26 protein-coding genes and 3 pseudogenes are annotated in these 24,650 nt (G+C 59.0%); 14 read left to right on the forward strand and 15 right to left on the reverse strand.

The genetic code is table 11. The annotated features are described in order from the left end of the window. Positions 1–2: 2 nt before the first annotated feature. Positions 3–304 (forward strand): annotated as a pseudogene (locus tag Q9316_RS24345) (integrase core domain-containing protein); the annotation flags it as partial. 239 nt (positions 305–543) lie between these two features. On the opposite strand, the gene Q9316_RS24355 reads toward Q9316_RS24345, so the two are convergent. The 3 genes from Q9316_RS24355 to Q9316_RS24365 form a co-directional block, all read right to left on the reverse strand. After that, positions 544–843, reverse strand: coding sequence for a DUF982 domain-containing protein (locus tag Q9316_RS24355; RefSeq protein ID WP_306035870.1), 300 nt, complete (start codon positions 841–843; stop codon positions 544–546). Positions 844–920: 77 nt separating this feature from the next. Continuing rightward, positions 921–1,394, reverse strand: coding sequence for an Hsp20 family protein (locus tag Q9316_RS24360; RefSeq protein ID WP_306035871.1), 474 nt, complete (start codon positions 1,392–1,394; stop codon positions 921–923). A gap of 307 nt (positions 1,395–1,701) precedes the next feature. Further along, positions 1,702–2,628, reverse strand: a complete 927-nt coding sequence (locus Q9316_RS24365) for an AraC family transcriptional regulator (protein WP_306035872.1) — start codon at positions 2,626–2,628, stop codon at positions 1,702–1,704. Positions 2,629–2,873: 245 nt separating this feature from the next. Here Q9316_RS24365 and Q9316_RS24370 point away from each other — a divergent pair, with 245 nt between their 5' ends. The 10 genes and pseudogenes from Q9316_RS24370 to Q9316_RS24415 form a co-directional block, all read left to right on the forward strand. Then, positions 2,874–4,304, forward strand: a complete 1,431-nt coding sequence (locus Q9316_RS24370) for an extracellular solute-binding protein (RefSeq protein ID WP_306035873.1) — start codon at positions 2,874–2,876, stop codon at positions 4,302–4,304. A 138-nt stretch (positions 4,305–4,442) separates the two neighbouring features. Continuing rightward, on the forward strand, positions 4,443–5,321 hold the full coding sequence (locus tag Q9316_RS24375; RefSeq protein ID WP_306035874.1) for a carbohydrate ABC transporter permease: 879 nt from the start codon (positions 4,443–4,445) through the stop codon (positions 5,319–5,321). After that, the gene (locus Q9316_RS24380) at positions 5,318–6,151 is read left to right on the forward strand and encodes a carbohydrate ABC transporter permease (protein ID WP_306035875.1); all 834 of its coding nucleotides are present in this window, start codon (positions 5,318–5,320) and stop codon (positions 6,149–6,151) included. The genes Q9316_RS24375 and Q9316_RS24380 overlap by 4 nt, the downstream gene beginning before the upstream one ends. 1 nt (position 6,152) lies before the next feature. Next, complete coding sequence (locus Q9316_RS24385) at positions 6,153–6,359, forward strand: DUF2160 family membrane protein (RefSeq protein WP_306035876.1); 207 nt, start codon at positions 6,153–6,155, stop codon at positions 6,357–6,359. A gap of 5 nt (positions 6,360–6,364) precedes the next feature. After that, on the forward strand, positions 6,365–7,405 hold the full coding sequence (locus Q9316_RS24390) for an NAD(P)-dependent alcohol dehydrogenase (RefSeq protein ID WP_306035877.1): 1,041 nt from the start codon (positions 6,365–6,367) through the stop codon (positions 7,403–7,405). A 1-nt stretch (position 7,406) separates the two neighbouring features. Continuing rightward, positions 7,407–8,177, forward strand: a complete 771-nt coding sequence (locus Q9316_RS24395) for an SDR family NAD(P)-dependent oxidoreductase (RefSeq protein ID WP_306035878.1) — start codon at positions 7,407–7,409, stop codon at positions 8,175–8,177. Positions 8,178–8,242: 65 nt separating this feature from the next. Then, entirely contained in the window at positions 8,243–9,313 is a 1,071-nt protein-coding gene (locus Q9316_RS24400) for an ABC transporter ATP-binding protein (protein ID WP_306035879.1), read from the forward strand. Between the two features lie 28 nt (positions 9,314–9,341). Further along, positions 9,342–10,067 carry an SDR family oxidoreductase gene (locus Q9316_RS24405; protein WP_306036357.1) on the forward strand — a complete coding sequence of 242 codons (726 nt, stop codon included), beginning with the start codon at positions 9,342–9,344 and terminating at the stop codon, positions 10,065–10,067. A 21-nt stretch (positions 10,068–10,088) separates the two neighbouring features. After that, a complete protein-coding gene (locus Q9316_RS24410; RefSeq protein WP_306035880.1) occupies positions 10,089–10,817 on the forward strand; it encodes an SDR family oxidoreductase in 729 nt (242 codons plus the stop codon). Positions 10,818–11,153: 336 nt separating this feature from the next. Further along, positions 11,154–11,342 (forward strand): annotated as a pseudogene (locus Q9316_RS24415) (IS66 family transposase); the annotation flags it as partial. A 34-nt stretch (positions 11,343–11,376) separates the two neighbouring features. Here Q9316_RS24415 and Q9316_RS24420 read toward each other — a convergent pair. Next, a pseudogene (locus Q9316_RS24420) lies at positions 11,377–11,568 on the reverse strand (TRAP transporter large permease subunit); the annotation flags it as partial. 80 nt (positions 11,569–11,648) lie between these two features. Between Q9316_RS24420 and Q9316_RS24425 the strand changes: the two are divergent. Next, the gene (locus Q9316_RS24425; RefSeq protein WP_306035881.1) at positions 11,649–11,870 is read left to right on the forward strand and encodes a GNAT family N-acetyltransferase; all 222 of its coding nucleotides are present in this window, start codon (positions 11,649–11,651) and stop codon (positions 11,868–11,870) included. 186 nt (positions 11,871–12,056) lie between these two features. On the opposite strand, the gene Q9316_RS24430 is transcribed toward Q9316_RS24425, so the two are convergent. The 4 genes from Q9316_RS24430 to Q9316_RS24445 all read right to left on the reverse strand — a co-directional run bounded on the left by Q9316_RS24430 (position 12,057) and on the right by Q9316_RS24445 (position 15,600). Continuing rightward, positions 12,057–13,433 carry a peptidase S41 gene (locus tag Q9316_RS24430; protein WP_306035882.1) on the reverse strand — a complete coding sequence of 459 codons (1,377 nt, stop codon included), beginning with the start codon at positions 13,431–13,433 and terminating at the stop codon, positions 12,057–12,059. A gap of 60 nt (positions 13,434–13,493) precedes the next feature. Next, positions 13,494–14,669 carry a class C beta-lactamase gene (ampC, locus tag Q9316_RS24435; protein WP_306035883.1) on the reverse strand — a complete coding sequence of 392 codons (1,176 nt, stop codon included), beginning with the start codon at positions 14,667–14,669 and terminating at the stop codon, positions 13,494–13,496. Positions 14,670–14,834: 165 nt separating this feature from the next. Continuing rightward, the gene (locus Q9316_RS24440) at positions 14,835–15,239 is read right to left on the reverse strand and encodes a VOC family protein (RefSeq protein WP_306035884.1); all 405 of its coding nucleotides are present in this window, start codon (positions 15,237–15,239) and stop codon (positions 14,835–14,837) included. Between the two features lie 28 nt (positions 15,240–15,267). Then, a complete protein-coding gene (locus Q9316_RS24445) occupies positions 15,268–15,600 on the reverse strand; it encodes a cupin domain-containing protein (RefSeq protein ID WP_306035885.1) in 333 nt (110 codons plus the stop codon). A gap of 148 nt (positions 15,601–15,748) precedes the next feature. On the opposite strand from Q9316_RS24445, the gene Q9316_RS24450 reads away from it, so the two are divergent. Further along, complete coding sequence (locus Q9316_RS24450; protein WP_306035886.1) at positions 15,749–16,297, forward strand: MarR family winged helix-turn-helix transcriptional regulator; 549 nt, start codon at positions 15,749–15,751, stop codon at positions 16,295–16,297. Between the two features lie 38 nt (positions 16,298–16,335). Here the strand turns inward: Q9316_RS24450 and Q9316_RS24455 are convergent, their stop codons facing one another. The 3 genes from Q9316_RS24455 to Q9316_RS24465 form a co-directional block, all read right to left on the reverse strand. Continuing rightward, on the reverse strand, positions 16,336–17,199 hold the full coding sequence (locus Q9316_RS24455; protein WP_306035887.1) for an NmrA family NAD(P)-binding protein: 864 nt from the start codon (positions 17,197–17,199) through the stop codon (positions 16,336–16,338). A 62-nt stretch (positions 17,200–17,261) separates the two neighbouring features. After that, entirely contained in the window at positions 17,262–18,185 is a 924-nt protein-coding gene (locus Q9316_RS24460) for a DMT family transporter (protein WP_306035888.1), read from the reverse strand. A 13-nt stretch (positions 18,186–18,198) separates the two neighbouring features. Further along, a complete protein-coding gene (locus Q9316_RS24465; RefSeq protein ID WP_306035889.1) occupies positions 18,199–18,726 on the reverse strand; it encodes a MarR family winged helix-turn-helix transcriptional regulator in 528 nt (175 codons plus the stop codon). Positions 18,727–18,795: 69 nt separating this feature from the next. On the opposite strand from Q9316_RS24465, the gene Q9316_RS24470 reads away from it, so the two are divergent. Then, positions 18,796–19,689: an arginase family protein gene (locus Q9316_RS24470; RefSeq protein WP_306035891.1), complete on the forward strand. Its 894-nt coding sequence runs from the start codon at positions 18,796–18,798 to the stop codon at positions 19,687–19,689. Positions 19,690–19,791: 102 nt separating this feature from the next. Here the strand turns inward: Q9316_RS24470 and Q9316_RS24475 are convergent, their stop codons facing one another. The 4 genes from Q9316_RS24475 to Q9316_RS24490 all read right to left on the reverse strand — a co-directional run bounded on the left by Q9316_RS24475 (position 19,792) and on the right by Q9316_RS24490 (position 24,421). Continuing rightward, on the reverse strand, positions 19,792–20,241 hold the full coding sequence (locus tag Q9316_RS24475) for a GFA family protein (RefSeq protein ID WP_306035892.1): 450 nt from the start codon (positions 20,239–20,241) through the stop codon (positions 19,792–19,794). A 781-nt stretch (positions 20,242–21,022) separates the two neighbouring features. After that, positions 21,023–22,117, reverse strand: a complete 1,095-nt coding sequence (locus Q9316_RS24480; RefSeq protein WP_306035893.1) for a nucleotidyltransferase family protein — start codon at positions 22,115–22,117, stop codon at positions 21,023–21,025. A gap of 340 nt (positions 22,118–22,457) precedes the next feature. Further along, positions 22,458–23,732, reverse strand: a complete 1,275-nt coding sequence (locus tag Q9316_RS24485) for a HAMP domain-containing sensor histidine kinase (RefSeq protein ID WP_306035894.1) — start codon at positions 23,730–23,732, stop codon at positions 22,458–22,460. Positions 23,733–23,734: 2 nt separating this feature from the next. Further along, positions 23,735–24,421 carry a response regulator gene (locus Q9316_RS24490; protein WP_306035895.1) on the reverse strand — a complete coding sequence of 229 codons (687 nt, stop codon included), beginning with the start codon at positions 24,419–24,421 and terminating at the stop codon, positions 23,735–23,737. Positions 24,422–24,650: the final 229 nt, after the last annotated feature.

Consider the following 24,650-nt stretch of genomic DNA (forward strand, 5'->3'; position numbering starts at 1 on the left):
CTGCCCAATACGTGTCCAGCCGGTATTCCGAGCGGCTGGCAGAAGCTGGCATTGAGCCGTCTGTCGGAGTGTCGGCGACAGTTATGATAATGCCCTCGCCGAAACGATCAACGGTCTCTACAAGGCCGAGGTCATCCATCGGCGCGGACCATGGAGGAACTTCGAAGCGGTGGAATTCGCCACTCTGGAATGGGTCGACTGGTTCAACAACCGTCGCCTTCTGGAGCCCATCGGCAACATACCGCCAGCCGAAGCCGAAGAACGATATTACGCCATGCTGGATGCACCGGCCGTGGCCGCATAACTTAAACGAAATGGCCTCCGGCAAACCCGGTGCGGTTCAAAGAGCCGGCTTTGAATCAACCGCATAGTAGTCAGATGCCCACGCGGCAAGTATGGCTCGCTTGTCATCGATCGACAGAGATGGGGACCTTACGACATCGATCGGCCGCTGGAGCTGCATGCCTTGCATTAAAACCACGTGGCCATGGTGAGTGCCCGGTCGACCGCCTCCTGCAATATGGCGTTTTCCATAACAACACCTCATTGCACGTGGGGATCGCGGTAGCGTCGCTCACGATCCGCAGCAGTCGCAGTCGTGTCGGGGGCCAGCAGATCATGCATGGCGGAGAATGCTGCGAAGAGGCCGCGCGCCGTCTCTGCTTCGATTTCTCCGCGAAGTGCGGCCTGGCACGCTTTCATAGCTACGGAGTGCGCCGTGTCTCTGAATGATGTCGGCCATTCGGCGAGGTGTCGGTAAGCGTCCATCACGCTGCGAACTTCGGCAGGGAAGCCCAGGCCGACTAGAATGGTGACAGGTTGTTCGAACATATCGGGTTTCATCGTTCTCTCCTTCCCAACCCGGAATGTTGATGGGCGCCACTGCAGTGGCGCCCTCGCTTAATGCTTACGGCTGGAATTTAAGCAGCCTTCTGTGCTTCGATCTGAGCCGGGCGGGGTGAGGTCAAAGCGGGCGAGCTCTGGATTGTAATCTTTCGAGGCTTCAGTGCCTCGGGGATCTCACGGACGAGCTCGATCGACAGGAGACCATTGCTCAGATCGGCCCCGTTCACCCTGACATGATCGGCAAGCTCGAAACGATGTTCGAACGGACGACCGGCAATGCCGCGATGCAGGTAGCCATCTGCCGAACCTTCCTGCTTCTTGCCGGTGACGGTTAGCAGATTGGATTGAAAACTGATGTCGAGATCGTCCTGGGCAAAGCCCGCCACCGCGATTGAGATGCGGTATGAGTCGTCGCCTGTTTTGACGATATCATAGGGCGGCCAGTCATTTGTTGAACGGGCGCGCTGTGCGTTTTCCAGGAGATTGAAGATCCGGTCGAACCCAACGCTCGAGCGGTAGAGAGGTGCGTAGTCGTAAGATGTTGCCATAGCCATATCCTCCTTGAAGCAACATGGGTACGGGAGTGCCAAAAGCAGCGCTCCCGGCGACGCCAGCCCTGTCTCAGCGGCTGGCGGGAAACGATTTAGTTTTGACCATTTTCCGATTCAAGATCGGCGGCAAGATTTTTTTGCCGTCCCAAGTAGGCCTATCGTCAGTGCACTGATCGGCTGAGAACGCGATGCGGGTAGGCCGCCTTGAACTGCGAGATCATTGCGGATGAAACAAACTACGATGAAGCTGCATGAGCAAAATACATCTTCCCACCTAGCGAAGTATCATCGAACAATCTCCAAGCTACGGCATAGGAAGGTGATCTGTCGCGGTCTGAGGTAACGGAACGGTTCTGCGGTTGGTGGACAGTTTCCGATACCTTGTCGGTGTCAAATTATGGTGGCGAAGAAACACTCGATTGAAATTTGACAGATTGCGATAACCCACCTCGAAGCAGATGTCCGTTATCGGCATAGCGGTATCGGTCAATAGCTGACCCGCCTTCCACATACGAAGCTTGTTGACGTGATCAGTGAAGCTGTGGCCGCTGTTTTTCTTGAAGAACCGCGAGAATGCGCTGTCGCTCATGCCAACCATGCGCGCCATGTCCGGCAACCGGATGTCCTCGGAAAGATTGGCAAAGAGATATGCGAAGACCTGCTGCAGAGCTTCGAGCGAACCATAGCTCAGGTCCGGCACATAGGCTTCTGAAGACAGAGTGTCGAACTCGTCAGTGTCCCGCAGCAGCGAAAGCAATGACAGGAAAGTAGAAAGGCGCATCGAGCCGGTCTGGAACTCCATATCGAGTATCAGCGCCTCCGCCCGTTCCCGAGCCCGGCCCTTGAAAGAGAGCCCCCGCTGCGCGCGGGTAAGAAAGTCGCGCAGTCCCGTCAGTTCCGGCAGGAAGGCCGAGGCCTGCTCCATCTTGGCCGGCAGAAACTGGATGACGATGTCGCGTCCAGGGATGCGCTCATCCGGTCCGAGCGGCGTCACCCAATCGTGCGGCAGGTTGCTGCCGATGACGGAAATATGGCCGGGCGTGAACGCGCCGACATGATCACCTGCCAGCAGGACGCCGCTAGCATTGGGAATATAGTGGATCTCCACCTCCGGATGGAAATTCCAGACGTTGCGTTCCCATGGATAGTCGTCGCGGCGCCAGAGAAACGACTCGTCCGCGCCGGTCAGGACATATTCAAATCGCGCGACCGTCGGTGAAATAGCTGACATTGTGACCATCCTCCCAAGGTATCCGAGCATGCGCGTTGCGACGGCAATCGATATTCGATTGTGCAATGCACACAAGAATTCATGTATATATTCGGCATTTCGCGCATGAGAGTATTAGTATTGCGCAACGCCCGCGCTTGTGTCCACCCGTTCTTTTTACAACTATTGAGGTCCGTTGGGCGTTTTGGAGGAGAGTTTACAACGCACAACCGGACCGATTTTTGCGATCCAAATGGAGGAGAAACATGAACAGTTTCGTCAAAGCCGCGGGCGTCGGCGTCATTTCGCTTGGCCTTTGGAGCTCGGCCGCTCTTGCCCAGGATTCCTGGTGGAAGACTGCCGCCCAGCCCTATCAGGGCGTGACCATCCGGGGCATCTCGGAATCGACCCCAGCGTCGAAATATGTCGAGCAGGTGCTCGGTCCGAAATTCACCGAGGAGACCGGCATCAAGGTCGAGTTCGAGGCGACCTCGTGGGACCAGATGTACGACAAGGCGATCAAGGACATGGAAGCCAATACCGGCATCTATGACTTCGTCTATATCGAGCAGGATATCGTCTATACGTATCTGGCCCGGAACTTCCTGGTCGATATCACCAAGTCGCTCGTCGACAATGCGAAGATCGCTTCGCCCGACTTCAAGCCTGAGAATTTCACCACGTTCCTGAACTATTTCAAGGATCCGAAGTCGGGCGATGTCATGGGCGTGCCCATGGAAGCATTCATCAAGCCCTACCTGTATCGCAAGGATCTTTTCGACGATCCGGCGATCCAGAAGGCCTACAAGGATGCCACCGGTGCGGATCTGAAGCCCGCGACGACGCATGAAGAATACACCCAGATCGCCAAGTTCTTCACCGAATACGGCGCGGACAAGGAGCTCTGGGGAACCACCGTCCAGGCCTCGTCGAGCCACCCCGCCGCGTTCTATGAATTCTTCGAGTCGATTGCGCCGACCTTCGGCGTGTACAACTGGGGCATCGATGGCACGACCTTCGCGGCCACTGAAGCGAATGGCGGCCAGATGAACTCGGCTGCGGCGAAGAAGGCGCTCAACTACTGGGTCGGCCTGCTGAAATATGCCCCGCCGGAATCGACGTCGTCCACCTGGGACGAGGTTGCCGGGACATTTGCCGCCGGCCGCGCAGCCCAAGGTCTCGTCTACGGTGAAAACGCTGCCTGGATCGCGACCGACGCATCCAAATCGACCGTTGTTGGCAAGGTGGGGGTGGCATTGCCTCCGGTTGAGGCGGGTGTCCTAGAGGCGGCAGAAGCCGGCAAGGGATATATCGGCTACTACGACGGCGGCGCCTTCGGCATTCCGCATTCGTCGAAGAACAAGGACGCCTCGCTGCTCTTCCTGCAATATATCGGGCAGGCTTCGGTGCAGACTGACTGGGCGCTGGCCGGCTCCCGCATCGTCATGAACTCGACCTACGACGATCCAAAGATTGTTGAACAGGACAAAAAAGTGAACGGTTACTACACGCTGATGCGTGACGATGGAAAGCTGTTTGCCGGTGCTCCGCCGTACCCGTTCCACTCGCAAGTGCTGCAGGTCGTCGCGCCGTTCATCTACAAAGCCATCGTCGGTGAAATCAAGCCGGACGAGGCGCTGGACCAGGCCGCTACCGCAGCCGAAGCTGAGCTCGTGAAGCTCGGCTACCGCAAGTAACAAACCGTACCTCCCGGCGGTTGGCGGTCGCCTTTGATAAAAGGTGGCCGCCCCGTTTTCTGACTGCGTTCCGCGGGTCTGTCCGCGACGCTGATTACCGGGCATGAAAGACTTACGCACAATCTGACGGAGCGAAGGATGAGACAATCCAACATCGGATGGCTGTTTCTGGCACCAGCCACGCTAATCCTGTTCGTTGTGGGGTTTATTCCCTTCATCTATATTCTTTATGTCGGGTTCTTCGACTGGAACACCAACGCAGTCGATCCCACCCTGCGCTGGGCCGGCCTGCAGAATTATCGCAGCCTCGTTTTCGACGCGACGTTCCTGAACTCGCTTGCGCGCACGCTGGTCTTTGCCTTCTTCGTCGTCATAAGCGAACTGTTGTTAGGCTACGTCTTGGCCCGCGCACTGATGGCGGACCGCCTATGGGGCCGGCAGTTCTTCCGCACGATCCACACATTGCCGATCGTTGTCGCGCCCATCGCAGTCGGCGCCACCTGGCGACTGCTGTGCGTTCCGGGCTTCGGCATCGTGCCCTATTATCTGAAACTGTGGTTCGGCATCGACTACAACATCTCGACCAATGCCTTTCACGCCTTCTCTACGGCGATCATTATGGACCTGTGGCACTGGACGCCATTCGTCACCCTGTCGCTCATGGCGGGCCTGACCGCCCTGCCGAAAGAACCGCTTGAACAAGCGCAGATCGATGGCGGCAACAAGCTGCAGATTTTCTGGTATGTGATCGTACCGATGTTGAAGCCGGTCCTGCTGACAACCGTCTTCATCCGGCTGATGGACGCGCTGCGCTCGGTTGATGAAATCTGGATGCTGACCAAGGGCGGTCCGGCCGAGGCGACCCGGTTCATCGGCCTTCATATCTGGATCAACGTCTTTCCGAAGACGGACTACGGCTATGGCGCGGCCATGTCCCTTCTCACGCTTTACGTCACCATCGTTTTGAGCTGGCTGCTGTTCGTCGCCATGACCGGCCGCAAGGGAGGCGCACAATGAGACGCTCCGGTATAACCTCTTTCGTCCTGTGGGTCGGACTGACCATTCTGACGCTGCTTCCGGTCTGGTGGATGCTGGTTGTTTCGATGCGACCCCGCGTGAAACTTTATTCGAAGTCGGTCCTCATCGACGATCTCTACTGGGACAATTTCCTGGCGGTGCTGAACAGCTCGACCTTTCTGCAGTATCTCTGGAATTCGATGGTCGTGGCGACGTCGAATGCGGCGCTGGTCTGCGCGCTCGGCCTGCTCGCGGCATTCGGGCTCTCGCGTTACAAGATCAGCGGCGGCGACAACGTGTTTTTCTGGCTGATCACCAACCGCATGGCGCCGCCGGCCGTGTTTCTGCTGCCGCTCTTTCTGTTGTTCACCAAGTGGTTCGTCTTCGGCGATTTCATGCTGTTCGACACGAAGATCGGCCTGATCCTGCTCTATTGCGTCTTCAACCTGCCGTTCGCCATCTGGCTCCTGAAGGGCATGCTGGACGGGATTCCGCTGGAGCTGGACGAAGCAGCAAGGGTCGATGGGGCCACAACCGGTCAGGTGCTGTCCCACGTCATCCTGCCGCTGGCGCGGCCGGGATTGGCCGTCACCTTCATCCTGACCTGGATTTTCGCGTGGAACGAGTACCTGTTCGCAGCAACGCTCACGTCTTCGGCCGGCGCCAGAACCGTGACGACCGCGCTCGCCGAATATGTTTCGGTCACCGGAACGAACTGGGGCGAGATGGCAGCCATGGCGTTTCTCACTACGCTTCCGGCCTTGGTCGTGCTCGGTTTCGTGCAGAAGCACATCGTGACAGGTCTGACCTTCGGTGCATTGAAAGGGTAAGATGATGGCTGGCATTCAACCTCGGAAAGCCGAACGCGACGGGTTCCTGCCGATCCGGACCAACGGCTTCGACAGAGGCTTCATCTCGGTCGTGATCCTGATCCTGGTGCATCTTCTCTGGATGCGCTTTCTGGAGGGCCTGTTGCCTCTGTGGGTGGCGACGGTGCTCTGCCTGGCGCTGGCCGTATTCATCATCCGAAAGGGCTAAACGACATGAGATCGCTCGTTCTCGAACGAAAAGACAAACTGCGCATTCGCGACCTTGACCCGAAAGAGGTGCTCGGTCCCACCGACGTGCGCATCGCCATCAAGACCGTCGGCATCTGCGGCTCGGATGTTCACTATTATACGCATGGCGCCATCGGCCCCTTCGTGGTGCGCGAGCCCATGATCCTCGGCCATGAAGCCGCCGGCATTATCGAAGAGGTCGGCAGCGCCGTTCAGAATCTGAAGGTGGGTGACCGCGTTTGCATGGAGCCCGGCATTCCCGACCCTCAAAGCCGCGCGTCGCGGCTCGGTCTCTACAATCTCGATCCCGCGGTGCGCTTCTGGGCGACGCCTCCGGTGCATGGCGTGCTGAGGCCGAGCGTGGTCCATCCGGCGGCCTTCACGTTCAAGCTTCCGGACAATGTGTCCTACGCCGCCGGCGCCATGGTCGAGCCGCTGGCCGTCGGCTTTCAGGCCGTCTCCAAGGCGAAACTGACGCCCGGCGCGGTCGCGCTGGTGATGGGTGCAGGGCCGATCGGCATGGTGACCGCGATCGCGGCGCTGTCGGCCGGCTGCGCCAAGGTGATCGTGACCGACGTTGTCGATGAGAAGCTCGCCGTGGCGCGTAAGCTCGAGCCCGCCATCATGACCGTCAACGTCCGCTCGCAGGACCTGAAGAGTGTCATCGCCCGCGAAACCGATGGTTGGGGCGTCGATGTCGTGTTCGAATGTTCCGGCGCGGCCGCAGTGATCGCAGATACGGTGCATCACGGCTGCCCCGGCGGCGCCATCGTCTTTGTCGGTATGCCGCTGCAGCCGGTCCCACTCGATATTGTCATCGCCCAGACCAAGGAACTGCGCATCGAACACGTTTTCCGCTACGCCCATGTCTATCCGCGCATCGTCGCGCTGTTGGGATCGAACCAGATCCACGTCGACGCGCTGATCACCGATACCTACGCCTTCGAGGATTCGATCGAGGCGTTCGACTACGCCGTGCGGCCGAAGCCGTCTTCGGTGAAGATCCAGATCGAGCTTGGTAAGTAGCATGTATCTGCAGAAGTTGGATCTGAGCGGAAGGGTCGCGGTCGTCACCGGTGCAGGACGCAACATCGGTTATGCCTGCGCGGATGCTTTGTCTGAAGCCGGTGCGCGTGTCGTGCTGACCGATCTCGATGAAGAACTCGGCCAGTCGGCCGTCTCGAAACTCGCCGCGATGGGCCGAAAGGCCGAATTCATGCGTCTCGACGTGACCGATTCCGGCGAAACCGACCGCGTCGCGGCGGCGATCGCTTCCAAGCACGGTGGCGTCGACATTCTGGTGGCCAATGCCGGCGTCGCTGCCCACAGCCCGGCGGAGGCAATGTCCGATGCGGATTGGCTCAAGGTCGCAAATGTGAACCTCAACGGCGTGTTCTGGAGCAACCGCGCCTTTGGAAACCTGATGCTGAAGGCGGGCAACGGCTCGATCGTCAATATCGGTTCCATGTCCGGCATCATCGCTAACCGGCCGCAGCCGCAAGCCAGCTATAACGCCTCGAAGGGTGCCGTTCACATGCTCACGAAATCGCTTGCGGCCGAATGGGCCGAGCGGGGCGTTCGCGTCAACGCGGTCGCGCCGACCTATATCGCGACCGACATGACGAAGGCCGCGATCGAGAAGACCGGTTGGGACAAGCAGTGGATGGACATGACGCCGATGAAGCGCATGGGCGACGTCGAGGAAATTGCGTCCGTCGTCCTGTTCCTGGCGTCAGATGCCGCGAGCCTGATGACCGGCAGCATTGTGGTTGCGGATGCAGGATACACCTCATGGTGAAGCTGCCTCCGCACCCGTCCCAAATGATCCGCGGCCTTGCCGCCACACTGACTGAGGATTGAGATATGGCGACGATCGAGCTCGACCAGGTTGACAAGCATTACGGCTCCTATCACGCACTGCGCAACGTCTCGTTCGATATTGCCGACGGTGAGTTCGTCGTCCTAGTCGGACCCTCCGGTTGCGGTAAATCCACGCTGCTACGATCGCTTGCCGGCCTTGAGGAGATCACCGGCGGCACGATCACGCTTGGCGGACAGCGCGTCGACCACATCCCCGCCAAGGACCGTGACGTTGCGATGGTGTTCCAGAACTACGCGCTCTATCCGCACATGACCGTCCGCGAGAACATGGCTTTCGCACTGAAGTTGCGCGGGGAAACTCTTGCCGATCGGAATATCAAGGTCGACAAGGCTGCCGAGATGTTGCGGCTTACGCCCTATCTCGACCGATATCCGAAAGCGCTGTCCGGAGGCCAGCGACAGCGTGTCGCCATGGGGCGCGCGATGGTTCGCAACCCAAAGGCGTTCTTCTTCGACGAGCCCTTGTCAAACCTCGACGCCGCGTTGCGCGTGGATATGCGCTCCGAGATCAAGGCTCTTCACCAGCGCCTCGGCGCGACGTCCGTGTATGTCACTCATGATCAGATTGAAGCGATGACAATGGCGGACCGCATCGTCGTGCTTCGTGACGGCAAGGTGGAGCAGATCGGAGCGCCGTTGGAGCTTTACGACAGACCGGCAAATACCTTCGTCGCCGGTTTCATCGGATCGCCGGCGATGAACATGCTGCCGGCCACGATCGATCTCTCCGTGAACTCGGCGCGGCTTGCTGACGGCTCTGCCCTTCCCCTCCTGCAGGGCATCCGGGCAACGAATGGCCAGGAGGTGATATACGGGGTCCGCCCTGACCAGTGGACCATGGCGCATGGCGATGCCGGCGTACCAGCGACTGTCGAACTGATCGAGCCGACCGGGGCGGAAATTCTTCTAGCAGCCAAATTGGCGGGTAAGCGGGTCCTTTGCGCCTTTCGCGAGCGCCACGCACTGAAGCCGGGCGACACGATACGGCTTAATGTCGATCCTGCCGCGGCTCACGTGTTCGACAAGCAAACCGACCAAAGACTCGCGTTTTGAGCAACGGGTATCTGAAGGATCAATCGTGTTGGACTTTACAGGAAAAACGATCATCATCACCGGTGCTGGCAAGGGTATCGGTCGCGCTTGCGTCGAGCTGCTCACCGGCCGTGGTGCACGGATCGTCGCGTTGTCGCGCTCGCAGGCAGATTTGGATGATCTAGCTGCAAAATTTGGTGCGACGGTGATATCGGTGGATCTCACCGACAATTCAGCAGCGCGCGCCGCCATGAAGACGGCAGGATTGGCCGACGCCCTGATCAATTGCGCGGGAACAAATGTGCTCGAAAGCGTCCTCGATATGACGGAGGAAGGCTATGAGCAGGTCCTTGGGATCAATCTGCGGGCCGCGTTGATTTGCGCGCAGGAATTCGCCCGTGCTCGCATTTCCAATGGGGGCGGCGGTACGATCGTGAATGTCACCTCGATCGCCGGACATCGTGGTTTTGTGGATCACGTGGCTTACGCCGCCTCGAAGGCAGGACTGGAAGGCGCGACACGTGTCATGGCCAAGGAACTCGGCGTCCACGGAATTCGCGTCAACGCAGTGGCGCCGACGGTTACCATGACGGAACTTGCCGCAACGGCGTGGTCCGAACCTTCCAAGCGAGACCCGATGATCGTTCGCCATCCGATGGCGCGTTTTGCAGAGGTCGACGACGTCGCACGCGCGATCGCCCTGCTGATTTCAGAGGACGCAGCCATGGTCAGTGGCGCAGTCCTGCCCGTCGACGGCGGCTTCCTTGCAGTCTGAAACAAAGAGCGAGACAAGACGATGACAAAACCACTTGAAGGAAAGATCGCTGCGGTGACCGGGGCTGCGTCCGGTATCGGGCTGGCCACGACCCGTGCCCTCATCGACGCCGGCGCCAGGGTCGTGATGGTCGATTACAACAAGCAGGCGCTCGAAACCTACGCCGCCGAGTTCGGCGATGCCGTCGTGACACAGGTTACCGACCTTCTGGACACTGCAAGCTGCGCGGCCATGGTCCCGGAAATCCTGGCGAAGGTGGATCACCTCGACATCCTGCACTGCAATGCCGGGTCCTACATTGGCGGGGACCTGATCGATACCGATACCGCGACAATGGATCGGATGCTCAACCTCAACATAAACGCCGTCATGAAAAACGTCCGCGACGTCGCTCCGCACATGATCGAGCGCGGGACCGGGGACATCCTGGTTACTTGCTCTGTGGCCGGCCATGCGCCGATCCAGTGGGAACCGGTCTATTCCAGCTCCAAATGGGCGATCACCAGTTTCGTCCAGATCATGCGCCGGCAACTCAAGAGCCACGGCATCAGGGTCAGCCAGGTATCCCCCGGCCCGGTCGTTTCAGCCCTGCTCGCAGATTGGCCCGCGGAAAACCTTGAGAAGGCAAAAGCCAATGGCAGCCTGATCGAGCCCTCGGAGGTCTCCGAAGCCATCATCTTCATGCTGACCCGCCCGCGAAACGTCACGATCCGGGACATGATTGTCTTGCCGACGAATTTCGACGTGTAGGAATCACGTTGCCTTTGGGTATAGTGCGCGAGGTTTTATCGCAAAACGAGCGCAACCGCTGAAAGCTTCTCGTACGGTCGCCGTAAAATAGGCGCGCAGATCTTGCTGAACATCGGGGCCTGTCATCGTCTCAATCAGAGCAAGGTCGTATCGCCAAGCGTGTGTCTCAAGCTCGTACGCCAGAGATCCAGATAGCCAGATTCTTGGAGCACACAAGCGACCTGTGTGTCCCATTCCGGGTGATCGTGGATCAATTGAACGGGATCGAACCGTCGGCCAAGAGTTTAGATCGATATCGTTCACACCACGTTCTAGCGAGCGGACCACCGTCCTCACGGTGATGACACACCTGTAACTGTGCGGGAACCCGAAAGGGGCAAGACAAGGGCCGGCCGATTGTGGACCGATTTTGCGGCGCCCGCCCATGGTGACACGACGCTACCGGCGGTCTGCTACTTCCTCGGTCCGGATCGCAAGGGCCAACGTCCCCGGCAACATTCTCATGCCACGTTTGCCCGCCCGTGAGCACCACGCGGGCGTTGGGTGCCTTTGGAAGTTTGCGTCCAGTGATCCCAGGGAAGGCGACCAACAAGGCAACGGGGAGGATCTGGAGCATGATGAATGGCACGAGCGCCCGGAGAATAATGCCCAGCGTGATACCAGGAGGGGCAACAGACTTCTGATAGAAGGCTGCCGGGCCGAAGGGTGGCGACAGGAACGATACCTGCATGCTCATGCAGAAAAGCACGCCTACGATGAGATGCGCTCTGACGAATACCGCAAGGGAAATATTCCGTTCCTTCTTCTTGAGCGGGGGCATCCTGTCGGCAGGTGCGCCTGGTTGCCGTCGTGCATGATCGCCAACGGCAGGGATTGGGGCGAACCATGAAGACCATGCTCGAAATTGCAGCCGTCGGGAAGGAGGTCACTTGTCTTAGAGTCTATCCGGCGCCGGATGCAGTTGCATTCTACGAAAAGCTCGGATGGACCAAAATTGGCGCGCCCAGCGATCGTCTGCTGATGATGAAAATGTTGGAGGGCACTAATCCTTGACGCTGGCACCTCAATCGTGATCGCTGCAGCATAAGAAAGGCTGGAAGTGTGCACGCCTTGTGGCCACATGCTTGAATTTCCTGCTCTGACGCCACTGCGGCGAACAAACCCGCAAAGCGGCCTTGATCACATGCTCCAGCCTACCCCTACGCCCGCGCGACCGTCGGAGCTCGACGATAGGTATCGTTAGTATTCCTGTTTTGCCAATTCCACAGCCTTTTCGAGCACTGGATCCCGGCCTTCCGCATATTCGGCGAAGGTAAGGTCAATCATAATATCCGGCGAGATCGATATACCGCGTGGACCGAAGGCGACCGTCGCCCAATAGCACAATCTGAAATCCGTGCAGCCTGTCTCATAATCCTCGAATTCCGTGCTATATCGTACGACGACCTTTGAGTGTGGCAGGGTAATTTTCCCACCCTCCGCCCAGAACTGTCCACCGTCTCCCATCGGCTCCCCGATAAACGTCACCCGTTCTCGCCCGTTTCCTTTTAGCATGGCGGCGGTAACGATGCCGGCGGAAAAGGTTGCCCGGCTGACAAGGACAAAAATCCTACCATCGCGCGGCAGAAGGCGTGGGAGCGCTTGTGTAAAAAGAATGCTGTTGAAGAAGTCGCCACCGTTGTTGAGGCGAAGGTCTACGAGAACATGCTTTGGTCGGGACGGCAGAATCATGTTCTGGATGATGCTGCCGAACTTCTCAACGAGCAGAGTGTCTCCGACGTTGTCGACAGTGTCGTTGCGAATATAGAGAATTGTCTTCGTGTCGTCCAGGAAAGCCGCCGCGACGTCGCTCCGCTTTAGATAGCCCTTCGATATGTCCGGGGCTCCATCGAGCACATGAGGCCAGCGCCCGGCAGTGTCGCTTGGGTCAGGGATAAGCACGGAATATCCCCTGTTCAATCCGGTCTTTCGCTCATCACAAGGGTCATCTTCACTCGTCGCCAGATGCAGGGTTTCGGTTGTCCCGTTTCTCAAAAGCAGTGTCAGGGGGATCGAGGCCGTTCCATCAACTGCACCAATGTGCTCCAGAATGCGCGGCGTAACAAGATAACCTGGGCCCAGGAAGCGGGTCCTTTGATCCGTACCGGCGAGATAGGGTTCCAGTCGCGCTTGTGCCTGCGACGCAGAAAGCGAGCCAAGCCGATCAATGCGAGCGCCGATCAAGCGCGCGAAATCGGGATGGGCTTTTACAACATAAAGCCCATCGGCAAACCACCAGGCACGTATGGGAAGATCCCGCCCTAAATAAGGGCCGATATTTGCACTTGTGTGCCCATTTCCGGCGATCGCGACAGCACGCATGACTTCCATCGCGAACGCTTTGGGGGTCAGCGTTTCAACCCCGCTTTCGATCTTCGCGACGTGGGTTTCGAACGCTCTGCGGTGGTCTACCGTGAGACTCTTATCGAGAGGCGCCCATTTCGATCGGAGCACCGCCAAGTCTTCGCGCATCTGCTTCGGCGTAAGTTGGATCTCGTCTGCCCGTGCCAGAGAGGACAAACATATCGCTGCGGCCAGCATGACAACAACAGGAAGACGTTGAAACAGGGTCGTCATGTGAGTTTCCTCTTCGGCTCTCGCACTCGACAATGCCGTTTTCTGACAATGGGACGGTTCTCACTTCTCCAGCGCGGAGAGTATCGTGTAGGCCGCCTTGATACGCTCGGGAACTGGAAAATTCCTGTTGCCAAGCAGAACAATGCCGATCCCGCGGCCGGGTATGAAGGCCGCATAGGCGCCAAAGCCCCCCGTCGACCCGGTCTTGTTCATGAATACTTCCTCTGCCGGTTTTTGCGGCGGCTCAAGCCTTGTGGTCAGCTGGGGCTTGAGCGCCATGTCGGACGAATTCCCCTGCAGCAGAACGTCAATGGTCGCAGGCCAGGCATAGAGCTCCCATCCCAGGGATTGATATGTATCCCCCGTTCGATAGTAGCCGACCTTGGTGGCGGCTATCGCCTTCTGCAGAGATAGTTCGAGCCGCGACGGGTCGATATTGGCCTGGATAAAGCGGAGCATATCGCGCGCTGTCGTCTTGACGCCATAGGCTTGGGCATCAAGCGCTCCAGGGTTCACTCGCACCGGTTTGCCGGCCTTGTTGTAGCCAAAGGCATAATTCTTCATTTCGGCTTCGGGAACGTGAATGTAGGTCTTTGCCAGACCGAACCCGGACAGAAGCGTATCCTGGATTGCCTCGACATAAGGCTGGCCCAAACTTTCAGCCGCAAGCTGCCCGAACAGCCCAATGCTGGGGTTGGAGTAGACACGATGGGTGCCTGAGCGAAATTCCGGCCGCCAAGCACGGAAATAGCGGATGGTCGCAGTGTCATCAATGACCTCGTCGGGAAACTGTAGAGGCAAGCCGCCCCCGGTATAGGTTGCGAGATCAAGCAGAGAGACGCGATCAAAGGCGCTGCCGGCCAGCGCCGGCATATGGCGACTTGCCGGGTCAGATAGTGCGAGCTTGCCTTCCGCCGCCGCGTAAGCCCCCAGTGTCGCAGCGAATGTCTTGCTCACGGAACCGATCTCGAACAGCGTATCATCGGTTACCGGGGCTGCATTCTCACGGTCGGCAAATCCATAGTTGAAGACAAGCTGGCGCTCCCCAACGATGATACCCACGGCCATTCCAGGTACGCTGTTGTCGCTCATCACCGCCCTGATGGTCTTGTCGATTACGGGCGCAATCTCACGTTCGATGTCCTGGCCAACTGCGCGCGCGGGGAGGAAGCTGAAGGCTGAACAGACATAAGCCGCGGCTATGAGAGTCGAGGTGACAGATCGAGAATTTTTCATAACTGCACCGCCTCCGCATGTGCACCGGAGGGCACACGTGCTCTGTTTTTGTTATGGAATCGCCCGCAGACGTTTGACCCCAGCGATATAGACCCATGTTCACACTTGGGCCAAACGAGGAATTCTGGGTGGTACCATGAGAATTTCTGGGGCTTTTTGAGCCGCTTAGACTGCAGCGCTCGTGTCCATGTAAGCAGGCTCGAACACGTGCCCGTCCGGATCAGAAAAGCTACGCAGATACATGAAGCCCAAATCCTGCGGTTCACGCACATCCTTTTGTCCGCCGCCCTTGCCGGCCGCTTCCACCATCTGATCGACTTCTTCCCGACTGTCTCGCGAAAGAGCGATCAGCATGCCACTTGCGGCGTGCGCATCGGCAATCGGCTTCGTCGTAAACGTCTTGTAGTACTCGTGTTGAAGCAGCTGAAACGTGATCGTATCGGACCAGACCATGGAACTTGCGTTTTCGTCGCTGAACTGCTCGTTTTTCACGCAGCCGATCCCTTCATAAAACGCCGTGGCGGCCTTGATGTCCTTTACCGGCAGATTGATAAAAATAGACTTTGGCATTGGTTGTCTCCTCCTGGAATTGTGATGGCTAGACAAAGATTTGCTGGAACGTCTCGCTTGGGTGAACGCAAATCACTTCCAACCGGTCGGGACCGACATTTTCGAAGCGGTGAGGAATGTTTGCCGGCGCAACCAGAATATCGCCAGCGGAGCCTCGCGTTTTCTCTTCACCGACGGTGAATTCCGCATCACCCCGGCGCACGATCCAGGTCTCCGCATAGGGATGAACATGTAAGGCCGGACCCCGGCCTGGATCCGCATCCACGACAAACAACGATACCTGGCTACCATAGTCGCGACCCTCAAAACGCACGGTGCGACCTGCACTGGCTCCTTCTTCATGCCGACGAATGGAAATCATCTCTCGTCTCCCAATCAAACTATCTTGACGCAAAGATATATAGTCGGCGCCTTCTCGTCAAGAGAAATATCTTTGCGCGAAGACATATTGGCGTTTGAACCGGTTTGCCGTATTGTATTGTGACATTAGCGAAAGGACGGATTGGGCCATGAGGGTGCTGGACGACACCGGAGGAGGAATTGAGGATCATGTGGATCGGCTTCGCGCTCAATGGGCGCGGCAACTCCCGGATCTCGACACGGAACCGATGGCGATCCTTGGTCGTGCCAAACGGATCTCAAACCTCGTTGGCCCCTCGATCGAAAAGACGTTCGCGGCGTTTGGGCTCGATCGGGGCGAATTCGACGTCATAGCAACCTTACGCAGGTCAGGGGCGCCGTATCAGCTTACCCCAACAGATATGTATACGACCCTGATGCTTTCGTCAGGCGGGCTCACTCATCGCCTGCACCGCCTGGAAAAGGCAGGGTTGATAGAACGAACCAAGTCGAACCGGGATGGACGGAGCGTCGTTGTTGGCTTGACCCAGCTAGGAATTACCCTGGCTGAAGACGCGTTTCGCGCGGACATGCGGAGCGAGCAGACATACCTTCAAGGTCTGGATCGAGAGGAACGTGAAGCTCTTGCAATGCTGCTGCGGAAGCTGGCTTTGAGTCTTGAAACCCGTTCTGTGGTTGAGGTCCTGGAAGAGCAGTAAGATGATCGGCGGATGTTGAGCAGCCGTCGTACGAATGATCAGCGATCTCGGTCGTCAACCAGGGACCCCACATATGCCTGTAGTGTTGTGGTGCCGCGTACAGGATTCTCCGGTTTTGCGGGCTCGTCCACGACCGTGCGGGTCATGCAAGCATATGAATTCGCAGCCAGCTCGGAAAACCCGAGTCGGATGAAGGATTCTTTCCAATTGGCCAGCGGAATGATGTCCACGTTAACTTTGCGGTTGACCGCCTGCGCAAACGCGTCGGCGACGTCCTGCGCGGAGTAGCGCTCTGGACCTTCGACGTGCCGGAGTTCGAGGTCGCCTACCGCGCTGATAAGGCGCTGAGCGGCCGCTTCGCCAAGATCGGCGGGCGCGACCATGGGAATCGCAAGGTCAGCGGGAAGGAAACTTGTCAAGACGCCCTGTGCACGGACGCCGTCGAGCATGCTGTCCCAATTGCTCATGTAGTATGCCCCGCGGTTGATCGCCGCGGGTATCGGTTGGGCCCGAAGCCGTTCTTCGAATTCGTGGAGGACCGTCAGATCACCGCAGCGTTCCCCCGGTATTGCGCCATAGGTCGAAGCCGCGACGACCTTCTCGAGCCCGGAATCATTCAACGCCTCCAAGATGCCGGCAACATTGGCACGCTCCTCAATGTCGGTGTCCGTCGACGGAGCTGCCGGCGGGTTGAGGAGAAAGGCGCGGCGGCCACTACGGAAAACGTCGCGCAGTGCGCTCGCATCGCGGATGTTCGCCTCGACGATCCGCGCACCATCTCGCTTGAGCGCTGAGGCACGGGTCGCGTCACGCGTGACGATGGTGACAGGCTCACCGCGCTTGAGAAGGGCTTGCGCCGTTGCCGAACCAACCCGGCCTGTGCCTCCAAGAATAATATTCATAGTTTCCTCCTTATAAAACAGCGGTCGTACCGACCGATTCCACTCAGTCGTTATCGCGCGGCCTAGATTTGTTCCCGTGCCTTACGGCGGCGCGAAAGGATGATGGCGAGACCGATTAAGGCCGCTCCGGTAAGCTGCACGAGGGTTATCGCCTCTCCGAGCACAGCGTAGGCCCCCGTAAGGGCGAAGACGGGAACCAGCGAGAGCACGACGCCAAAGCGGGCGGCCGTCATGCCGCGAAGGGCATGAAGGTGGAGCCACACTGCAGCGCTATGCGCGAGCAGTCCCGAGAGAATTGCGAGCCAGATCGCCTCGCGCGGCGCGGCGACCAGTGGTGGAAGCGACACAACGTTAGCCACCACAAGAACCGTGACCCCACCGCCGAGGACGACCAGACCAACCGTTTGCTGGGCGAGTGCGAGCGGTAGCGGATCGGCGCCGGCAACCAAGCGGCGGTTCAGCACCGCGTAGAGCGCGCCCGTTGCAGCCGATACCAGTACGAGCAGGTCGCCATCGCTCGGGCGGCCAGCGCTGGCCAGGTCCGGCCCAGTAACTAGCAGGAGACCGGCCACGATAATGGCGAGCACGATGAGGAAATGCTTTTTGATGCGTTCGCGAAGCAGCAAGGCGGCGAGCAGCGCAATCAACGCAGGCTCGGCGGAGGCGATGATCGATGCATTGCCAGCGGTGGTTCGCGCCACGCCGAAGGCAAACACGGTATAGGTGAAGGCGTATTCAATGGCGCCGGACGGCACGCTCCGCCTCACCAAGGCTCCGCTCGGCCATCGACCCGCGAGTACACTCACGCCACCAAGCAGCGCGACGGAGCCGGCCAGTTGAACCAGCGCCAGGCTGAAGACATCCAGACCCGCTTCGAGCGCCGCACGCGCGGTTACAATGCCGAAGCCCCACCCCGCAGCGGAAAGGACACTCAAGATCATGGGCCAAAGCGGCCCGCGGGTCATGGTCGTGAGGGAGGTTGGCATTTGCAACACCACCTCACCGGCCCTTCTCGCGCGCCGCCTGCTCGACCGGGCAGATATCCAGCGGACAGCTTCGGAGATCGCACAGTCGGCACGTATGGTCGCAAGTTTCTCGATCCGATGTCAGGGCGGCCAGCATGTGCTCGAGCAGTTGCTCCAACGCATTCAGATCCTGAGATTCGAGCGGCGACAGAGCACGATCGAGCACCTCGCTCCGGGCCGCGAGGATGGTGGCTGCGCGGGTGTGTCCGGCTTCAGTTGCGCTCAGCGTTCGCGCGCGCCGGTCAGCGTCGCTGATGTCACGCCTGACCAGCCCTTCCTGCACGAGACGATCGACCAGGCGTGTCGTCCCCGCCGCCGACAGACGCAGGGTGCGTGCCAGCGAATCGATGGTTTCATCCGGCCAGGTCGCGATCTCTACGAGCGCCGCCGCTTCCGATGGTCCGCCCCTCGCTTGCTTTCGTATGGCGGAATAGAACTCGTCGGTCATCGCCAGCGCGAGTGCTCCCAGAAGATTGGCGGTTCGATTATTTGTTTGCATCATGCAAGGAACTCCGCGCGACGTAGATCGTTCCAAAAATTGTGGGGCCTCACGCAACCACCGGAGTCAAAGATGTCGACCTTTTCATATGCTCTCCTGGAAGCACCTTCCACACTGGGGCTGGCGACCGAAGGGGTGGAGCGACTGCCCCAACGCCTCCTGCAGTTCGGTTTCGCGGATCGGATCCGTGCACGACACGCCGGTCGCCTGGCCGTGCCGCCCAGACAACCGACGCCTGATCCCGAGACCGGAATTCTGAATGCCGAAGCTATCGCAAGCTGGTCGCCCATGCTTGCTGACGCGATGGAGCCGCTGCTCGATGCGGGCGAGTTTCCAGTCGTCCTCGGCGGCGATTGCACGATCCTGCTGGGCTCGATGCTCGCGCTCAAGCGCCGCGGCCGTTACGGCCTGCTCTTTGTCGACGGTAATGCCGACTTTTTCCAGCCCGAGGCCGAACCCAACGGCGAGGGGGCGTCGATGGATCTTGCCCTCGCGACCGGACATGGGCCGACGCTCCTGACCAACATCGAGGGCCGCGGGCCGCTGGTGCGTTCGGAGGACGTCGTCGCCTTCGCGTACCGGGATCACAAGGATCAGGAAGACTATGGGAGCCAACCTCTGCCAAAGGAACTCAAAGTCCTTGATCTACCCGCGGTGCGCGAGCTGGGCGTGGAGGCCGCGATGCGCGAAGCGCTCGAACATCTGAGCCGCACAGAGCTCGAAGGCTTTTTCATCCATGTGGATGCCGACTGCCTTGATGACGCAATCATGCCAGCGGTTGATTTCCGTGTGCCCGGCGGGTTGTCCTGGGGCGAACTGGGGACTGTGGTGCGAACGGCTATGGCGACTGGCAAGGCGGTCGGTATCGAAGTGACCATTTATAATCCGCGCCTCGACGAGGATGGCAGCGCTGGACGCGGTTTGACCGACGTACTGGCCGCGGCCCTGAAACCGGGAGCGCGATGACTGAGGCAACAGCGACGACGGCACTTCACAATGCCACGGATTGGAATCCGTCCGTGGCGCAGTTTGTCTGAATAGTACCCTGAGCTTCCGATAAGTCGAGCATCAATCGTTCTTTCTGCCCGATGGATAGCCGATTGCACGATCTCGTCGCCGCGTGTAGCTCTCGGCGCGCGGCAAGTGGTCCCCAAACTTAATCCAGGGAAGCTTCATAGGCCAAAAGCCGTGCGCCATAGGTTCATAACGCTCCGGGTGATCCATAAAGCCGATGGTCAACCAGATTTCGTCCTTGAGACCGTCATCCATGTACGCGATCGATGAGCCACATTTGGCGCAGAAGGTGCGCTGAACCCCGGATGTCTTGGAAAAGGATGTGGGTATTCCGGAGATAAAGTTCACCTGCTTGCAGTGATAGCCGATCCAGATCGTCAAGGGACTGCCAAGTGCTTTCCTGCAATCGTCATCGTGGTCGTAGTTGATCCAGAACGGTTCCCCCTCCGCTTCAGCGACAATCGTCCCGCAGAAACACGAACCCTTCTCAACGCGACGCGACATTTGAGAACCTTTCCGCGGCGGGAGTAGAAAGGGAACGCCCTAAAAGGGCGGGAAATATCAGCTCTTTCATTGCCTTTCGCTCCTTCGTGACCGCAGCGCTGGAAGCGGCAGCGCGATAACTGCCACCGTTGCGACGACGATACTTCACAATGCCACGTATCGGGACTGAAATCCTTTCTCCAAAACACAAATATAGGAGAAGGCTGCAGAGCGATTTGATGGACGCTCTGAGAGTGGAGGACGACCGCCTTTGGCAATCAACACCGCAGCCTCTGCTAGTCGATTATGCTAAATAAAAATCATGTCATCAAAGCTGACGGAGACCCCAGCGCGTGACGCTGGCCGTCAGCCGGGAGCATGATCGACCCGCCATGAACCCATACTCGAGATGCTGGACGCTCTCACCCCTCCACGCACTGGAGACTTCATCGCCTATGATGGTTCGCCGATCGAGTGGTAGCGACATGTAAAGTGCCGCAGATTCCTTGGGACGCGATCTCACTTCGGTTCAAGCGGCTGAGCATCTGCCTCAGTTACTCATTCTGAAGCTGAAGCTTCACCGCCAATTGAGACCGAAGTTGCAGGATCTCGCGGTCAAGCGCCAGAACTGGATCCGACTTAACTGGCTCCGCTTGCCCTGTCAGGGAGGTTGCCTGCTTCACATCCTTGTCTATGACTTGGCTTTACCGCCCGCCTTGAGCGGAATCGAACTCTCGACACCGTGTTTGTCTTAGCCACATTGAATCAAGTCAACTCCTTGGCTTTGGAAGCGGACGACAGCCTATTCTCCAAATGGAAGTTCAATTTCTTCGCGGTTCTTCTTTGCTCCCTCGATCAGGGCCATCTTGAACCGCTCGGCATCTTGTGCCGGCAGCATTCCCGCCCCGGTTCGTATACCTTCCTGCCACGCAGGTCCGCGCTCCCAAGCTTCGTTGTAGACCAGCGCCAGGTCGGCGGATCGCCTCGTCTGCTGCAGGGCTTCAAAGAGCAGCGCAGCTTGACGAATGTCCTTTTCTCGCTTCGCCGACCCATGCCCGTCAGTGTGTCGACGGCTGGCGACGATGAGCTTGTGGACCGCATACCGGGACGGATCAGGGACGACGACTGGGACACCGCTTCGGTGGAGCAGCATCGTTCTGACTGGATCCCTGATGAGGAAGTCGAGAAAGCGCAGCGGATCCGCGCTGGCACCGCCGAGGGCGGGCATCTTCGCCGGCTGGTCGATGTAGTCGTCCGAACCACGGTTCGACGTCAGGAATTCAACCCTGTAGCCGTCGGCATTCTGGAACGCCGACGAGGCCGCGGATCCTGATCGATGGGGAACTGGCCGGAAGCTGGCGTCGACGCCCTGCAGCAGTTCAATGATCGGAGGCAGGCTGTCTTCAACCTCCCGGCTGATGGCATAATCCTGGGCGATGTCCGCATCGCCGGTCAGGATCGCAGCCATGGGAAGGCGGACGCCCAGCAGTCCTGAATAGCACTGGAAGGCCACCGTGCCGATGAGAACACCCCGGAGTCGAAAGAGACCGCCGCCGGCAAGGGCCTCGACGATGTCACCCGACATGGCGTCAGGGGCGATCATCCCGCCTTCGCGGGTCAGGGTATTTACCAAGCGCCTGCGAGCGCGTAAATCGTCCTTGTCCCGCTTATGATCAGCGACGCGCTGCGATATATCCGGATCGTCGGCAGGACCGACGTAACGACGTTTCGTACCACCGTGTCCATCCGGGATGTCGAAGTACCAATACTTGCGCCCCTTGATGTTTGCGGGGGTGAACCGACCCTCCGGAGGGAAATCGGCCGTCCAAGCGGCGTCGAGCGAGCGTTGACCTAGCTCGGCAAGCATCGTCTGGTACATGAGGTCAATAGACTTCATAAGCTGGATTCCATCGTTATACTGTTTTTGAAAAACAGTATAACCGACGCTAGGATAGCGGGCAAGGTGGGATGTTGGCTCGATCGCCTTGAAAGGAATCGAACCGTTGGCTTCCAATTCTTTGGCTAGCTCGCTGGTTGGTCAGCTGCTAGACACCTGTGTGCCGTGCAGAATTATGGGACTTGCAGCTCCGGCGAACGACGATGGTTTAGGGTCTAAGTGGTGGATGGCCTTGGTACACGGATCGCTTATTAGCGCAGAAGCAGACCGTCTTTGTAGACACAACCGCGCTGTCTGATCATGCACGATCAAGCTCAACGCAAGCCTGGATCACAACCCATCAAGGACCTACATAATGGGCCGGCAGTGTGATGATTACGCGAAACCCTCCAGCATCCCTGTTTTCCGCCGATGCGGCGCCGCCATGCCATTCGGCGGCCCGGCGGGCGATGGCAAGGCCGAGGCCGAAGCCGGAGCGTGTGGTGACGGTCGAACTCTGTGAGAACGGTTTGAAGATCATTTCCAGCTCCGCAGCCGGCACGCCCTGTCCATCGTCGTCGATGGTAACGACCAGTTCTCGGTCCACGACCTTTGAGGCAACGCGGACCACAGTACCGGGTCCGGTGTGGGTGATCGCATTACGAACGACATTTTCGAGCGCGCGGTAAATTAGCTCTCCGTTGACTGAGGCCACGAAGCTGTCGACACCCTCGTAGTAAACGCTGATGTCGCGCGCCTGCCCCTCAAAACCGGCATCCTCTATGATCTCCCGGAGAAGATCGATAATATCGAGGGTCTGTCGCTCGAACCGAGGGGTACCGCGATCCGACAACCTCGCCAGGGTCAGGATTTCACCGACCAAAGTGTCGAGCCGCTCGACCTCGCCGCCCATGCGCTCAACCATCGCCGACAGCCTCGCCGGGTTTTGCTGTAGCACGCCGATGGCGGCCTGCAGCCGAGACAGGGGTGAGCGCAGTTCATGCGACACGTCGTGAAACAGCTGCTGCTGGGCTGTCTGGAGCTCCTCGAGCCGGGCAGCCGTGATGTCCATATCATGCGCAAGCGAGGTGATTTCGTCTCGCTTGGCACCGATCGTATGGGCGATACGTACGTCGAGTTTGCCTTGGGCCAGCGAGCGGAGTCCGTGGCGGATCTGCTCGACAGGGGTAATGAAGTGGCGGGCGAGCCAATAGGCGGCGCCGGCGGCAGCAAGCAAGGCCGCCAGCCATGGAACCGCTCGCCACCAGGTCTTTAACACCATGCTTGCCCTAGGGCCGGCTATCTCCATTCGATAGCATTCGCCGTTGTGCACGGCGTTTTGAACAAGCAAATCACCATCCTGCGCTGCACAGTCGATGGCTGGTCCGAGCGCGGTGATCGTGACCGAGGTGTCGCGACCGGTTCGACGCACAGCAGCCACCAGCCTTTCTGCCGCGTCGACCCCATTGGCCTGCAACGTCTGGGAAACAGTCGCCAGCGTCAGAGAAAGCTCGCGATTGGCGACCTCTTCTTCGAACGGCGACGGAAACAGACTGCTGATCGCGAACACGATCGCGATCGATCCTGCCATGGCCAGCCAGACAACGGTAAAGAATTTCCAGAACAGACGACGCATGGCTAGTCTTCCAGCAACTGGTAGCCGCGGCCGCGTACAGCCTGGATCCAAGGCTGGCCATCGGCACGTGCCCCAAGTTTCTGGCGGATGCTGCTGATATGGACGTCTATCCGGCGATCGAAGGCGGTCAGCGGTTTGCCGAAGGCACGTAACGAGATTTCCTGCTTGGAGACGAGTTGGCCCGCGGAGCGGGCGAGCACTTCGAGTAGACAGAACTCGGTGCCCGTCAGTTCCAGGGGAGCGGCCAGCCACTCGGCCTTCCGGCTCGACGGATGGAGGACAAGTTCGCCGGCCCGGATCTCGTTGAAGGTGCCGTCGCGCTCTGTCCGGCCGGACCGACGCAGGATAGCGCGGATGCGGGCTGACAGCTCACCCGGCGAGCATGGCTTTGACACATAGTCGTCGGCGCCGAGATTGAGGCCGGCGATGCGGTCGACATCGTCTCCCCGCGCTGTCAGCATCAGCACCGGCACATCGCTCACCTGACGGATCTTGCGCAGCACCTCAATGCCGTTCACCCGTGGCATCATGATGTCCAGCACGATCAAGTCGGCCGAAGCCGACATGGCCTCGGCCACTCCGACACGACCATCCACCGTTGTCTCGACCGAAAAACCTTCTTCGGTCAAATATTCGCCGAGCAGGTTGGTCAGCTCAGTGTCGTCATCGATCAAAAGTACCTTCGTCATACCCGGTTCTCGCTCATCCGCTGAGTTCAGCATTACGGCCTTGGGGCTGCGAAGACAGCAGTTTTACCTAACTTAACACGGTCTTGACCGACATTAACACAGCGATCCCTATAGTGCGGCCTCCACTGAAGGGCGGCTCTGCTTTTATGCGCACCATCTTTCCATCCTCTCTATCGGCCCTCACCGCCGTGAGCTTGCTCGCGGGTCGCACGAGCCGACCGGCGTGCTG

This window comes from Shinella zoogloeoides, from assembly GCF_030733845.1.
Classification (GTDB): domain Bacteria; phylum Pseudomonadota; class Alphaproteobacteria; order Rhizobiales; family Rhizobiaceae; genus Shinella; species Shinella zoogloeoides_C.

Coding starts and splice junctions, on each gene's coding strand:
- Q9316_RS24355 (WP_306035870.1), bottom strand. CDS start 843: ATGAAACCCGATATGTTCGAACAACCTGTCACCATTCTAGTCGGCCTG.
- Q9316_RS24360 (WP_306035871.1), bottom strand. CDS start 1,394: ATGGCAACATCTTACGACTACGCACCTCTCTACCGCTCGAGCGTTGGG.
- Q9316_RS24365 (WP_306035872.1), bottom strand. CDS start 2,628: ATGTCAGCTATTTCACCGACGGTCGCGCGATTTGAATATGTCCTGACC.
- Q9316_RS24370 (WP_306035873.1), top strand. CDS start 2,874: ATGAACAGTTTCGTCAAAGCCGCGGGCGTCGGCGTCATTTCGCTTGGC.
- Q9316_RS24375 (WP_306035874.1), top strand. CDS start 4,443: ATGAGACAATCCAACATCGGATGGCTGTTTCTGGCACCAGCCACGCTA.
- Q9316_RS24380 (WP_306035875.1), top strand. CDS start 5,318: ATGAGACGCTCCGGTATAACCTCTTTCGTCCTGTGGGTCGGACTGACC.
- Q9316_RS24385 (WP_306035876.1), top strand. CDS start 6,153: ATGATGGCTGGCATTCAACCTCGGAAAGCCGAACGCGACGGGTTCCTG.
- Q9316_RS24390 (WP_306035877.1), top strand. CDS start 6,365: ATGAGATCGCTCGTTCTCGAACGAAAAGACAAACTGCGCATTCGCGAC.
- Q9316_RS24395 (WP_306035878.1), top strand. CDS start 7,407: ATGTATCTGCAGAAGTTGGATCTGAGCGGAAGGGTCGCGGTCGTCACC.
- Q9316_RS24400 (WP_306035879.1), top strand. CDS start 8,243: ATGGCGACGATCGAGCTCGACCAGGTTGACAAGCATTACGGCTCCTAT.
- Q9316_RS24410 (WP_306035880.1), top strand. CDS start 10,089: ATGACAAAACCACTTGAAGGAAAGATCGCTGCGGTGACCGGGGCTGCG.
- Q9316_RS24430 (WP_306035882.1), bottom strand. CDS start 13,433: ATGACGACCCTGTTTCAACGTCTTCCTGTTGTTGTCATGCTGGCCGCA.
- ampC (WP_306035883.1), bottom strand. CDS start 14,669: ATGAAAAATTCTCGATCTGTCACCTCGACTCTCATAGCCGCGGCTTAT.
- Q9316_RS24440 (WP_306035884.1), bottom strand. CDS start 15,239: ATGCCAAAGTCTATTTTTATCAATCTGCCGGTAAAGGACATCAAGGCC.
- Q9316_RS24445 (WP_306035885.1), bottom strand. CDS start 15,600: ATGATTTCCATTCGTCGGCATGAAGAAGGAGCCAGTGCAGGTCGCACC.
- Q9316_RS24450 (WP_306035886.1), top strand. CDS start 15,749: ATGAGGGTGCTGGACGACACCGGAGGAGGAATTGAGGATCATGTGGAT.
- Q9316_RS24455 (WP_306035887.1), bottom strand. CDS start 17,199: ATGAATATTATTCTTGGAGGCACAGGCCGGGTTGGTTCGGCAACGGCG.
- Q9316_RS24460 (WP_306035888.1), bottom strand. CDS start 18,185: ATGCCAACCTCCCTCACGACCATGACCCGCGGGCCGCTTTGGCCCATG.
- Q9316_RS24465 (WP_306035889.1), bottom strand. CDS start 18,726: ATGATGCAAACAAATAATCGAACCGCCAATCTTCTGGGAGCACTCGCG.
- Q9316_RS24470 (WP_306035891.1), top strand. CDS start 18,796: ATGTCGACCTTTTCATATGCTCTCCTGGAAGCACCTTCCACACTGGGG.
- Q9316_RS24475 (WP_306035892.1), bottom strand. CDS start 20,241: ATGTCGCGTCGCGTTGAGAAGGGTTCGTGTTTCTGCGGGACGATTGTC.
- Q9316_RS24480 (WP_306035893.1), bottom strand. CDS start 22,117: ATGAAGTCTATTGACCTCATGTACCAGACGATGCTTGCCGAGCTAGGT.
- Q9316_RS24485 (WP_306035894.1), bottom strand. CDS start 23,732: ATGCGTCGTCTGTTCTGGAAATTCTTTACCGTTGTCTGGCTGGCCATG.
- Q9316_RS24490 (WP_306035895.1), bottom strand. CDS start 24,421: ATGACGAAGGTACTTTTGATCGATGACGACACTGAGCTGACCAACCTG.